At 53.4% G+C, this 13,596-nt stretch carries 9 protein-coding genes; 3 read left to right on the top strand and 6 right to left on the bottom strand.

Annotated features, from left to right (window positions below; translation table 11 throughout):
* A complete protein-coding gene (gene wzb, locus L2097_RS02390; RefSeq protein ID WP_085006492.1) occupies nt 1-444 on the bottom strand; it encodes a low molecular weight protein-tyrosine-phosphatase Wzb in 444 nt (147 codons plus the stop codon).
* 6 nt (nt 445-450) lie between these two features.
* Complete coding sequence (locus L2097_RS02385; protein ID WP_047369599.1) at nt 451-1,590, bottom strand: polysaccharide export protein; 1,140 nt, start codon at nt 1,588-1,590, stop codon at nt 451-453.
* A 696-nt stretch (nt 1,591-2,286) separates the two neighbouring features.
* Here L2097_RS02385 and L2097_RS02380 point away from each other — a divergent pair.
* Nucleotides 2,287-3,870, top strand: coding sequence for a TerC family protein (locus L2097_RS02380; protein WP_047369598.1), 1,584 nt, complete (start codon nt 2,287-2,289; stop codon nt 3,868-3,870).
* Nucleotides 3,871-3,891: 21 nt separating this feature from the next.
* Here L2097_RS02380 and asmA read toward each other — a convergent pair whose 3' ends face one another.
* The 3 genes from asmA to udk form a co-directional block, all read right to left on the bottom strand.
* Nucleotides 3,892-5,742 (bottom strand): outer membrane assembly protein AsmA, encoded by a 1,851-nt coding sequence (gene asmA, locus L2097_RS02375; protein WP_250352049.1) that lies wholly within the window; start codon nt 5,740-5,742, stop codon nt 3,892-3,894.
* Between the two features lie 25 nt (nt 5,743-5,767).
* A complete protein-coding gene (gene dcd, locus L2097_RS02370) occupies nt 5,768-6,349 on the bottom strand; it encodes a dCTP deaminase (protein ID WP_047369596.1) in 582 nt (193 codons plus the stop codon).
* An 82-nt stretch (nt 6,350-6,431) separates the two neighbouring features.
* Nucleotides 6,432-7,073: a uridine kinase gene (udk, locus tag L2097_RS02365; protein WP_041852052.1), complete on the bottom strand. Its 642-nt coding sequence runs from the start codon at nt 7,071-7,073 to the stop codon at nt 6,432-6,434.
* Between the two features lie 354 nt (nt 7,074-7,427).
* Here udk and L2097_RS02360 point away from each other — a divergent pair, with 354 nt between their 5' ends.
* Nucleotides 7,428-10,757 carry a diguanylate cyclase gene (locus L2097_RS02360; protein ID WP_250352048.1) on the top strand — a complete coding sequence of 1,110 codons (3,330 nt, stop codon included), beginning with the start codon at nt 7,428-7,430 and terminating at the stop codon, nt 10,755-10,757.
* On the opposite strand, the gene alkA is transcribed toward L2097_RS02360, so the two are convergent.
* Nucleotides 10,750-11,598, bottom strand: coding sequence for a DNA-3-methyladenine glycosylase 2 (gene alkA, locus L2097_RS02355; protein WP_250352047.1), 849 nt, complete (start codon nt 11,596-11,598; stop codon nt 10,750-10,752). The two genes, L2097_RS02360 and alkA, sit on opposite strands and share 8 nt — an antisense overlap.
* A gap of 134 nt (nt 11,599-11,732) precedes the next feature.
* On the opposite strand from alkA, the gene yegD reads away from it, so the two are divergent.
* Nucleotides 11,733-13,085: a molecular chaperone gene (gene yegD, locus L2097_RS02350; protein WP_047369593.1), complete on the top strand. Its 1,353-nt coding sequence runs from the start codon at nt 11,733-11,735 to the stop codon at nt 13,083-13,085.
* Nucleotides 13,086-13,596 lie beyond the last annotated feature (511 nt).

Here is a 13,596-nt window from a genome sequence, read left to right as displayed (position 1 = left end):
TTATCCCTGCTGAGCGTTCAGTGCCTGCGCCCACTGGCGGGCAGACTGGTCAAGTAAGGTGTAAACGGCCTCGAAGGCGTCGCGGCTTTTGCGATATGGATCGGGAATTTCACGTTCATCGTCCCAGTGACCAAACAGCATCACTTTGCCGCGCATTTCCGGCGCGATTTCGCACAGTGCGGCGATATGCCGTTTTTCCATGACCAGAATCAGGTCGAAATCACGGCACATTTTTCCGGAAACCTGCCGGGCGCAGTGCCCTTCAAGGGACAGATCGTTTTTTGCTGCCACGCGCGCTGCCTCCGCATCCGCGCTTTTACCTACCAGCGCTCCTAGCCCGGCTGACTCTACCGTCAATGCGGGCTGATACTTTTTCAGCAGCCGCTCCGCCGTGGGGGAACGGCAAATGTTCCCCACACACACCACCAGAATTTTGTTAAACATCGCCTATCACCAGGTGTGAATGTCGCGCGCCGTATCCGTCATGTAGCGAACGCCACTGATGGTTGGCAGCAACTGATTGATGAGACGGTTCCAGCGAGCAACCGGTGCGGTCGTCACATACACCACGTCATACGGCTGGAGGCGGAATTCGGTTGCCATCACCAGCGAGGTCGCATCGGACATATCAAGCTGATAAATGTTGGCAATCTTGCCGCCGCGACCGTTCTCGCCTTTGAGCGGACGAATCACGAAGATGCCGCTGGCGTTGGAGGTGGTCAGATCGATACCTTCGGCCTGGCCCAGCGCTTCGGTTAGCGTCATGCCACTGAAGTCCATTTTGAGGGTGCTCTGTTTTTTAACTTCACCCATCACGAAGACTTTCAGATCGTCATTACGCGGTACGAAAAGAATGTCCCCCGGATAGAGCAGGCGGTTTTGGCTCAAATCGCCGTTTTGCATCAGCGCCTGCAGGGAGATACGCTGTTCCTGACCATTATGTGTCAGCACCACGTTGCGCCAGTCGGCGGCATCGGTAAGTCCGCCCGCGGCATTAATGGCATCCAGCACGGTCAGCGGAACGTTAGTGATAGCCTGCTGACCTGATTTATTGACCTGTCCGGAGACATAGGCTTTTTGCGAACGGAAAGCGGCGATATTAACGTCCACCTGCGGGTCAGCGATGTACGTCGCTAAGCGGCTGGTAATATCACTGCGAATTTCGCCAAGGGTTTTGCCGACGACATGGACTTTGCCAATGTAGGGATAGAACATGGTGCCGTCGGGCTGTACCCAGTTACCGGTGTCGCTTGAACTGCGGTACTGGCCTGCAGGTGTGGTCAGTTCAGGGTGGTCCCAGACGGTGACGCTAAGTACATCCCCTGGGCCAACGCGATATTGATAGTTTGAGATTTCCTGATCCAGCGACATATTTGGCTGGGCGACATTCGGGCGCGGACGTAATTGCTCAACCAGACGAGGCGTCAATGGATAGACATTCACCATGCGGTCTAAATCAAAATCGGCGTCTTGTTGTTTAATCACATCTTTTCCCATTGTTGACATATTGCTACCGGGAAAGACTGTGCAGCCACTCATCAAGCTCATGGACACCAATAATGGTATCAATTTCGTTTTGGATTTCATCATTGATTAATTATCACTTTTGCAGAGTAATTATCCTGTGTATTTAAATAAGCGACTGGTCATCACGGAATCAGAATGCAGTTAATCGGAACGTAATATAACTGGTATCAGTCCTAAAAATCGCTTATTCAACCACATGCTATTGACAGAATAATCCAGACTTTTTGACATGCTGTCAGGCAGGCTACCGCCCTTGGCTTTCAGCTACCAATCCACTGATTAAACAGTAAGTTATTGAAAACACCCTTTTCTACTCCGACCCTGATAGAGAATATTCCTGGATGCCTTAAATAAGGCAGTCATAAGGATTTACGCTGTTTAGCTGCATTAAAAATAACTTCACAGGTATATTTGAAACATGCTGGAGGAATTGTTGCAGCTAAGCGAATTACAGGCAAGGCAACATCCCACCCTAAACATATTTTTAAGAATAATATTAAGAGCAAATATTTAGCTTTTTAGGATTTTATTGATATTGACAAAATCTTTACTGGCATTTACGCATGCGAAATATCCTAAAAACCATTTTCATCTGCTGACGAAAATAATCCCATTACTAATAAGGAAATAGATTTTTAATTTCTCTCCCGGGTCCAGTCAGAAATAAGATAAATCGCATACCGGCATTGCAATTTAGATTGGCTTTATCCATGATCAGATAACGACAATTGTTAGAATTGATAAGGTGTTACGCATACGATGGAATGGATTGCCGATCCATCAATCTGGGCCGGATTGATCACGCTGATTGTGATCGAACTCGTGCTCGGCATTGATAACCTGGTTTTTATCGCGATACTTGCGGAAAAACTCCCGCCGGCGCAACGCGACCGCGCCCGTGTCACAGGGCTGCTGCTGGCAATGGTTATGCGCCTGCTACTGCTCGCGTCTATCTCGTGGCTGGTTACGCTTACCAACCCGCTTTTTGCCTTCCGCGATCTCAGTTTCAGCGCGCGCGATCTGATTATGCTGTTCGGCGGTCTGTTCCTGCTCTTTAAGGCCACCGTTGAGCTCAACGAACGCCTGGAAGGTAAAGACAGCGATAACCCCACGCAACGGCGAGGGGCGAAGTTTTGGGCCGTCGTGGCGCAAATCGTCGTTCTGGATGCCGTTTTTTCTCTCGACTCGGTGATTACGGCAGTCGGGATGGTTGATCACCTGGCCGTCATGATGGCCGCCGTCATTGTCGCCATCTCGCTGATGCTGCTGGCCAGCAAAGCGCTGACGCGTTTTGTAAACAGCCATCCGACGATTGTTATTCTTTGCCTGAGCTTCCTGCTGATGATTGGCTTTAGCCTCGTTGCCGAAGGCTTTGGTTTCCATATCCCGAAAGGTTATCTGTACGCCGCGATAGGTTTCTCGGTCATGATTGAAGCGCTTAATCAGCTCGCTATCTTCAACCGCCGCCGTTTCCTGTCGGCCAACCAGACGTTACGCCAGCGCACGACAGAAGCGGTAATGCGCCTGCTGAGCGGCAGAAAAGAGGATGCGGAGCTTGATGCACAAACCGCGTCGATGCTGGTCGATCATGACAGTAGCCAGCTTTTTAACCCGCAAGAGCGTCGGATGATTGGCCGGGTGCTTAACCTCAATCAGCGTACGGTGAGCAGTATCATGACCTCCCGACATGATATTGAACATATCGACCTGAATGCCCCGGAAGAAGAGATTCGCGATTTGCTGGAGAAAAACCAGCATACGCGCATGGTGGTGACCGGCGGCAATGACGAGACCGATTTGCTGGGCGTGGTACATGTGATTGATTTACTCCAGCAGTCGCTACGCGGCGAGCCGCTCGACTTGAGAGTACTGGTCCGCCAGCCGTTGGTCTTTCCGGAAACGTTGCCGCTGCTACAGGCGCTGGAGCAGTTTCGTAGCGCGCGTACCCATTTTGCGTTTGTGGTCGATGAGTTCGGTTCCGTTGAAGGTATTGTCACCCTGAGTGACGTCATGGAGACCATCGCCGGGAATCTGCCGAATGAGGTGGAAGAAATTGATGCCCGCCACGATATTCAGAAAAACAGTGACGGTAGCTGGACCGCGAATGGCCATATGCCGCTGGAAGATCTGGTGCAATATGTGCCGCTGCCGCTGGATGAAAAACGGGAATATCACACCATTGCCGGGCTATTGATGGAATATCTGCAACGGATCCCGACGCCGGGGGAAGAGGTTCAGGTAGGCGATTATTTAGTGAAAACGCTGGAGGTGGAAAGCCACCGCGTTCAGAAGGTCCAGATCATCGCCCTGAATACGGGCGACGCGCTGGATTATCAGGTCTGACTGGCGCCGGGTCTCCCGGCGTTACAGTTTGTTGAGCAGTTTTTTCAGGTCTTTACCATTCTGGCTGTCTTTGTTGCGATCCGCCCACTCACTCAGTCGGCGTTTCGCTTCATCCTGCAAATGTTTACGCAAAATCTGATCAACCTGCAGGCTGTAATTCAGCGACTGCCATTTACCGTATACATTCAGCGGGATGTCGGTGGATTTCAGGTAGTCGATCAGTTTGCTGTCACCTTTCCAGCCCTCAAGTACGCGGATGGTAAAGTGGGTGTCACATTGCTCACGCACCAGGTCCATCTCACCCTGCCCGGACAGGCTCAGCAGCGGTGAACTGCCCTGCATATCCGCCAGCGTCATGACGCCTGTGTCCAGCGACACATCCGTGCTGAAAGTGTCGAGACGCGTCACGTTATCGTAATTTTCCTGTGCCTGCACATCGCTGCTGCGGGCAACCGCCTGCTGGACCAGCTGTTGGAAATTCAGCCCTTCCATCTGGCTGTCTTTGATCTCGACATGGGCATCGCCCTGCCAGTGGCGGCGAAAATCATCGGCATCAATCCGGCTACCCGAAAAATCGCCCGCCAGAGAGAGCTTACCCGTAAGGGCAATGGGATAATTGAACGCTTTCAGGATAGTGCCAATTTCGACGTTATCCAGCCGCGGCTGGAAGACTGCGCGGGAATTATCACGGCGCACATCCAGCATGCCAGGCAGCGAGATATCCCCGTCACCCATTTTGCCCTGTAAGGTAGAGATATTGAGCAAGCCGGCGTTATTAGAGAACTGTCCCTTGACGTTATCGAAGCGCATTCCGCGCCAGCGAATATTATTCGCGGTCAGGGATACCTGCGCGGTGAAATCACGAAGGCTGGTATATTCCGGCTCTATGTTATTAGCGATCACCGGTCGCGGCATACGCGCCTGCGCCTGCTGCCCTTGCTGGTCAGGAGAAGCATCAGTGGACGCGGTCTCTTTCGGCGCCAGCAGGTTATCCAGATTCAGCGTGTCGAACTGTAAATCCAGCAGCCATTGCGGTTTTTCGGAAAGAATGACACTGCCTTTGCCGCTAAAGGCGCTGTCGTTGGCGCTAAGATGCAGATCGCTCAGGGAGATTTGCTGACGATTGCCCTGCCACTGCGCGGAAAGGCTGCCCGCGCCTGTAATCCCCTGAGCCGGGACGTCGCCCCCCTGCAACAACCATTTCAGATCGCTGATGGTCGCCGTGAGATGGCTCGGGTAGTCGCTGGCATCCACTTGCGCTTTCAGGGATAACGAGAGATCGCGCTGATCGCGATTCACACGCCCCGAAAAATCCAGTGTCGCCTGATGGGCTGCATCCTGTTCCATCTGCAGGCGAATATCGCGCACGGTAATCTGTTCGTCGTTTTCATGTTGGAAAACCAGCACGCTATCGGCCACCTGTAGCCGGGCAATATCCCACGACCAGCCGCGATCTTCCGCGGCCTGCGGCAATATGTTCTCTTTCGGGGCAACCGGCGCATCATGCTCTGGCGCCGCATAGGTCTGCGGCGTCAGTTGAATAACCGCTCCCTTGAGCATCACCTGTTTCACCTGGAGCTGATGGGAGAGCAGCGGTAATAGCCCAACGTCCAGGCGCATATTGTCCGCTTTCACCACAGGGACTTCCGCGCCCGGTGCGGTCAGGGTTACACGCCCTGAGAGAATGCTCAGTTGCGGCCAGACGTGCCAGCGCAGGGGGCCGTCAAGTTTCAACTGATAGCCGCTACGGGCTTCAACCTGACGTACCATGTAGTCACGGAAATCGTTAGGGTTGACCATGACGACCAACGCCGAAAGGCCGGCTACCAGCACGACCAGTAAAATCATTAGCGTGGTTAACACTCTTCTCATGGCAGCCTCAGTGGGTACAAATCACTCAGTCTTTATCAATGCGGCTGGCAACCGCACCCTGCTGGTCGCGATACTTCGCGTCCTGGCGGCGGTTATACGGACGGTCGGCCGGGCCGGAGAGCGGCTCAAAGCTCAGTGCGCCGATCAGCATGCCGGGGCGTAATGCCAGCGGCAGTTTGCCAGAATTATAGAACTCCAGCACGATGCTGCCCGACCAGCCGGGATCGATTCGGTGTGCGGTGACGTGAACCATCAGCCCCAGACGCGCCAGTGAAGAACGACCATCCAGCCAGCCCACCAGATCGGCAGGCAACGTCACCGATTCAAAGGTCACGGCCAGCGCCAGTTCGCCAGGATGCAGGAAAAACGCTTCGCCGTCGGCAAGAACGATTTCATCGCTCATCACGCGATCAAGCGCCGCACTGACTTCGTCTTTCGGACCGCTCAAGTCGATGAATGCGGCGGTATGACCACGAAAGGTACGAAATTTGTTGCCCAGGCGGACATCGACAGTCGCGCCATTAATACGCTCAACGGGGGGACGCGGGGTAATCGACAGACGCCCCTGATCCAGCCAGGCTTCAATATCTCGGTCGCAAAGACGCATGGCACTTTCTCCTTTCGTGCATGACGCCCCTGACAATTCAGGGGCAAAGCAAAGTAAACTAAAGGGTACAGCCTATCATGTATTATTCAAAAAACTGGCTGATTTTGGCTTTCAGAATATCAATCGCGATACGGTTTTTACCACCGCGCGGCACGATGATATCGGCATACTGCTTGGACGGCTCAATAAACTGCAGGAACATCGGACGAACGGTCTTCTGATATTGTGCCATCACCGAGTCCATTGAACGGCCACGTTCGTTCACATCACGTTTGATACGGCGCATCAGGCAGATATCCAGCGGGGTATCAACGAAGATAGAAAAATTCATTTCATCACGCAGGCGCGCATCGGTCAGCAGCAGAATACCTTCAAGAATGATGACTTTTTTCGGTTCGATGTGGATAGTTTCCGGCGTACGGGTATGTTCGACATAACTGTAGACCGGTAATTCAATGGCCTGGCCGCTTTTTAGCATCTGCAGATGCTGGAACAGCAGACTATGATCCATGGAGCTTGGATGGTCATAGTTGGTTTTGACACGCTCTTCCATCGACAGATGGCCTTGATCTTTATAGTAACTGTCTTCTGGAATAACGCCGATATGCTCATCACCCACCTGCTCACGAAGTTCACGATAAAGCGTGCTGGCAATAAGACTTTTACCTGAAGCCGATGCGCCGGCGATGCCGATAATGACGCACTGATGTGACTTATCAGTCATAAATTTAGCGACCTGATTAACCTGGATGTAAAGGAAGGACGACGCCTGAGCGTCAAACGCGGCAATTATAGGGATTTCGCGTCCATGATACCAGTCGAATACGTCCAGTACGCCGTTCGGCAAAAAAGCCTTGTGCTTATGACGCAAAATCCACCTTTACGCAAATCAGAACGTTCAAATTAACAGCGCTTGTTGGCTTTTTCCCGGAAACTAAGTAATTAATAACATTATGATGTCAAATTCTGAGCGGACGGCATAGGAATTGTAAATTGTTTGTACTAGCATAATCCGAACTCATAATTAACTCGTCCGGACGCCGTTCCTGACAATGTAGGGATTGCGGATTAAGCGGTAATGATGAAACAAAATCAGCGAGTCTTGATGGCCACCCCTAACCTTATACTGCGTCTGTTCAGTTTGGGGCTGTTGTCGTTCATCTTTTCATTATTCTCGCTGGAACTGACCCACTTCGGAACTCACCTCTCGCCGCTATGGTTTCCCTCCGCTCTGATGATGGTGGCGTTTTATCGCCACGCGGGAAAGATGTGGCCAGGCATCGCTGTGGTCTGTTCAGTCGGCAGTGTCGCGGCGACCATGGTGATGTTCCCGGCAAGCACACTGAATCTCTGGTATACCGTCATCAATGTTATCGAAGCGGTGACCGGGGCAATGCTACTGCGTAAATTTTTGCCCTGGTATAACCCGCTACAAAATCTGAACGACTGGATACGGCTGGCTATCGGTAGCGCACTCATCCCTCCCCTGCTGGGCGGGACGTTAGTTTGCCTGATAGTCCCCACAGACAATCTCGTGCGCACTTTTATGCTCTGGTTCCTCTCGGAGGCCATTGGCGCGCTGGCGCTGGTTCCGGTTGGTATTCTTTTTAAGCCGCACTATCTGCTGCGCCACCGCAAGCGACAATTGCTTCTCGAAACGCTGGCAACCCTGGCCGTGACGCTCGGCCTGAGCTGGCTGGCGATGAACTATCTGCCCTGGCCGTTTACTGCGGTGATCGTGCTGCTGATGTGGAGCGCCATCCGTCTGCCGCGTATGGAAGCGTTCCTTATCTTTCTGATTACCGTAATGATGGTATCGCTGGTTGTGGCGGCCAATCCGCTGGTGCCCGTCACGCCAAAAACCAGTGTGATGTTGAACGCGCCATGGCTGCCGTTTTTGATGATCCTGCTGCCCGCTAACGTCATGACAATGGTGATGTATGCCTTCCGGGCTGAACGTAAACATATTAGCGAAAGCGAAGAGCGCTTCCGTAATGCGATGGAATATTCCGCCATCGGGATGGCGCTGGTGGGTATCGACGGGCAATGGTTACAGGCCAACAAAGCCCTGTGTAATTTTCTCGGCTACACCCAGGACGAATTGCGGCTAATGACCTTCCAGCAGCTTACCTGGCCAGAAGACCTGAATAAAGACCTTGAGCAGTTGGACCTGTTAGTTCGCGGGGAAATTAACACCTACTCGCAGGAAAAGCGCTATTACACCCGAAGCGGCGATTTGGTCTGGGCGCTGCTGGCAGTGTCGGTAGTACGCCATGCGGACGGCTCGCCGCGTTATTTTATCGCCCAGGTCGAAGATATTAACGATCTGAAACAGACTGAGTGGGTCAATAAACGGTTGATGGAGCGTATCACGCTGGCGAACGAAGCCGGGGGGATCGGTATCTGGGAGTGGGAACTGGAGCCGGATATCATCAGTTGGGACAAGCGTATGTTCGAACTGTATGAGGTGCCGTCGCACATCAAACCGACCTGGCAACTTTGGTATGAACGGATTTTACCTGAGGACCGGGAAGAGACCGAACGTATTATTCGCGACTCGTTGATGTCGCGGATCGCCTTTAAACTCGAGTTTCGTATTGCCGTAAAAGATGGCATTCGTCATATCCGTACGCTCGCCAACCGGGTACTTAACCGCAATGGCGAAGTGGAACGCTTGCTTGGCGTCAATATGGATATGACCGAGGTGAAGCAACTCAACGAAGCGCTGTTTCAGGAAAAGGAGCGCTTGCATATCACCCTGGACTCCATCGGTGAAGCGGTACTCTGTACTGACGTTGATATGAACGTCACCTTTATGAACCCGGTCGCCGAGAAAATGAGCGGCTGGTCGCAGGACCAGGCCATGTCGCAGCCGCTGCTGAACGTGCTGCGTATTACCTTTGGTGAAAGCGGCCCGGCGATGGAAAACATTCACAGCGGCGATATGTCGCGCACCGCCATCGAGCAGGACGTGGTACTCCACTGCCGTACCGGCGGTACATATGATATCCACTACAGCGTGACGCCGCTGAGCACCCTGGACGGGCAAAATATTGGCTTCGTACTGGTGATTCAGGATGTCACTGAGTCGCGTAAGATGTTGCGCCAGCTCAGCTACAGTGCCTCTCACGATGCCCTGACACATCTGGCGAACCGCGTTAATTTCGAAACCCACCTTAAGCGTCTGCTGAAAAGCGTGCAGGAGTTACACCAGCGTCATGCATTAGTGTTTATCGATCTCGATCGCTTCAAAGCGGTGAACGATACCGCCGGGCATGCCGCTGGCGATGCTCTGCTTCGCGAGCTCTCCTCACTGATGCTGAGCATGTTGCGCTCTACCGATATCCTGGCCCGTCTGGGCGGCGATGAGTTCGGCCTGCTGTTGCCGGACTGCAATGTCGAAAGCGCGCGCTATATTTCCGGGCGCATTATTGAGGCGATTAACGACTACCACTTTATGTGGGAAGGCCGCATGCACCGTATCGGCGCGAGTGCCGGGATCACCATTATTGATGAAACCAACCACCAGGCCTCGGAAGTCATGTCGCAGGCCGACATTGCCTGCTATGCGTCGAAAAATAATGGTCGCGGACTGGTGACGGTCTACGAAGCGCTGCAGGGACAGATGCTCCAGGAACGCAGCAAGATGTCGCTGGAAGAACAGTGGCGGATGATCAAAGACAATCACATCATGATGATTGCCCGCTGCGTCGCCTCGCCGCGCGTACCGGAAACCTGCAATTTCTGGCTGCTCTCTCTGCGCCTGTGGACCAGCGAAGGCGAAGCGATGGAGGAGCGCGCTTTCCGTGCCGGGTTAAACGAGCCGGAGTTGATCCGTGCTCTTGACCGCCGCGTATTCCATGAGTTTTTCCGTAACCACGCCACCGCCGTTGCGGCGAAAGGGCTGGGTGTTGCATTACCGTTCTCTGCTGCCGGGCTTTCCAATAGCAAACTGGTAGAAGAGGTGCTGGACCTGCTGGAGCGCGGCCCGATGCCGGGTCGCCTGCTGCATCTGATGATCAATGCCGATGCCCTTATGCGTCAGGGCAAAGAGATTATCGATAACCTGAAAAAACTACGCCATGCGGGCTGCCGTATCATCCTGAGCCACATTGGTCATGACCTGGAAATCTTCAACCACCTTACGCCGCACACCGCCGATTACCTTTTGCTCGACCAGGAGCTGGTGACAAATGTTCATGGCAACCTGATGGATGAAATGATGGTGACGATTATTCAGGGCCATGCTCAGCGTCTGGGCCTAAAGAGCATTGCCGGGCCAACAAACCAGCCGATGATGATGGATACGCTCTCCGGTATTGGCATCGATTTGATCTTCGGCGACACCATTTCGCAGCCTCAGCCGCTGGATATCATGCTCAACACCAGCTATTTCGCTATTAACTAACCGTGAGATGTGGCTGCCAGCCCTCGGTATACCAGATATGCAGCAACGCGTAAGAACGCCATGGCTGCCAGCGCTCAGCGTAGCGGCGAATCTGCGCGGGCGTCATCCCGGCAAAACGCTGCTTAATCAGATAATCATCCGCCAGGAACACATCTTTCGCCTGCCAGCCGCGAAGGGCGAAATAGTTGGCCGTCCAACGGCCAATCCCCGGAAAAGTTTGTAGCGCTTTCATCCCACGTTCTACGTCATCCGGCATCGTCAGGGGAAAGGTCCCGTCCAGCACCGACTGTGCGAGAAAGATAAGCGATTCCGCCCGCTTTACCGGCATACCTAATGCTTTAAGCGCCAGCGGATCGGCCTGCGCCAGTTGCAATGGTTGCGGGAACAGAACGAACTGTTCATCGAGCCTGTCGCCGTACAGGGCCGCTACGCGGGAAGTCAGCTTTGCCGCCATCGCCACGCTCACCAGCTGGCCTAAAATCGCGCGGACCGCCTGTTCAAACGGGTCCATGCAGCCAGGAAGCCGCAGGCCGGGCCGTGCGGCACCCACATCCCCTAACGCTTCTGTAATTATCTGTGGCGTGCAGTCGAGATCAAAAAGCTGGCTAAGTCGCTGCAAACAGAGATCAGCCACCGGTAGCAGCCCTTCACTCAGCGTAACGTTAAGGGTTGATGCAGTCATATCCGGCGCAGCGGTAATCACACCGCGATACCCGCCAAGAGCAAATGATCGGGTGTACGTAGTCTGCGTAATCACTTCAACGCCCGCGACCGTACGCAAGCGTAAAAAATCCAGAATCCATGCCCAGTCATAGGGCGGCTGCCAGCGCAGTGTGTACATACCATCTCCTGTCATCACCGGCTAAGAGCATATACGCATTCGTGATTTTGCGCTTTGCTTTGATATTCCAGTTGTCCTGCCGCGCGCATTCGGCTAAAGTCGCCCCCCTTCTTCACTGGCATGGGGATAAACACGTGTTTGTAGGTTTTGATTACGGCACCGCCAACTGCTCGGTCGCCGTTATGCAGGAAGACACTCCACGACTGTTAAAAATGGAAAACGACAGCACATTGCTGCCGTCGATGCTCTGCGCGCCAACGCGCGAAGCGGTGAGTGAGTGGCTCTATCGTCACCACAATGTCCCGGCAACGGGGAGCGAAACGCAGGCGCTGTTGCGCCGTGCCGTAAGCTATAACCGCGAAGAGGATATCGACGTCCAGGCGTCAAGCGTCCAGTTCGGCCTGAACTCGCTGCGCCAGTATGTGGAAGACCCGGAAGAGGTCTACTTCGTTAAATCGCCGAAATCCTTCCTGGGCGCAAACGGGCTCAAGCCACAGCAAATCGCCCTGTTTGAAGATCTGGTTTGCGCCATGATGCTGCACATTCGCCAGCAGGCTGAATCACAGCTTCCGCAGGCAATTGACCAGGCGGTTATTGGTCGTCCGATTAACTTCCAGGGACTGGGTGGCGATGATGCCAATGCCCAGGCGCAGGGCATTCTTGAACGCGCGGCAAAACGCGCCGGTTTTCGCGATGTCGTGTTCCAGTATGAGCCTGTCGCAGCCGGGCTTGATTTTGAAGCCACGCTGAGCGAAGAAAAACGCGTGCTGGTGGTGGATATCGGCGGCGGGACAACCGACTGTTCCTTACTGCTGATGGGCCCACAGTGGCATAACCGCCAGGATCGTGAAACCAGCCTGCTGGGCCACAGCGGTTGCCGTGTCGGCGGTAACGATCTGGATATCGCGCTGGCGTTTAAAAACCTGATGCCGTTGCTGGGTATGGGGGGACAGACCGAAAAAGGCATCGCCCTGCCCATTTTGCCATGGTGGAACGCCGTCGCGATTAACGATGTACCGGCGCAAACCGATTTCTACAGCGCGGCAAATGGCCGTCTGTTAAACGATCTGGTGCGCGATGCCCGCGAGGCGGATAAAGTCGCCCTGCTGCAAAAGGTGTGGAAGCAGCGCTTAAGCTATCGTCTGGTGCGCAGCGCCGAAGAGAGCAAAATCGCCCTCTCCGGGCAGATGGAAACCCAGGCGCAGTTGCCGTTTATCAGCAAAGAACTGGCGACCGCTATCGATCAGGTCGGGCTGGAAGCGGCGCTGAACCAGCCGTTGCAGCGTATTCTGGAGCAGGTTCAACTGGCGCTGGAAAGCAGCGACACGACGCCGGAAGTGATTTACCTGACCGGGGGTAGCGCGCGCTCACCGATTATCAAACGCGCACTGTCACAGGCTCTGCCGGGTATTCCGATTGCCGGTGGCGACGATTTTGGCTCAGTAACCGCCGGTCTGGCGCGCTGGGCGCAGGTAGTATTTCGTTAAGCATTAAATAAGCTCGCGTAAATCGCATCATGTTTTACGCGGGCATCCTTTCTTTCTGTAAAACGCATCAGGCATGACAGTTGCCTGTCTCTCATCAACGCCAAATCATTAACATCCAGATTCCTGGAGCCAATAATTCAGATAAATAAAATCCATAAGCCCTCATCTTTGATGGTTATTTCATCACATGAAATGGGTTAATTTCCCGACGAATAGCGCATTAAGAAAACAGTAATTTGTTACGCGGTAGCCGATAAATCATTTTGCCTCTTGCGGTATAAGCGAAGGCAGGCTGGAGTATGGCATTACGTATCAGCGCCCCGAAACCTGGTGATATGTTCGCAAAAAGCAGACATTGCAGATTTTCCCGTTGAAAAATCGCCCTAACGCAAATTAGATTCACACTCAGACGTTTCCAGACAGTACTTCATATTCTCTCCATTTTTCTGACGCCTGCGCTCACTAAACTAGTATTATTTCAGGCAATGTTTCTGGATGAGATACGCATAAC

The organism is Citrobacter sp. MNAZ 1397 (assembly GCF_023613995.1).
In the GTDB taxonomy this organism is placed as follows: domain Bacteria; phylum Pseudomonadota; class Gammaproteobacteria; order Enterobacterales; family Enterobacteriaceae; genus Phytobacter; species Phytobacter ursingii.
The sequence above is the reverse complement of the archived record's forward strand: the minus strand, read 5'-3'. Positions and strand labels throughout refer to the sequence as shown.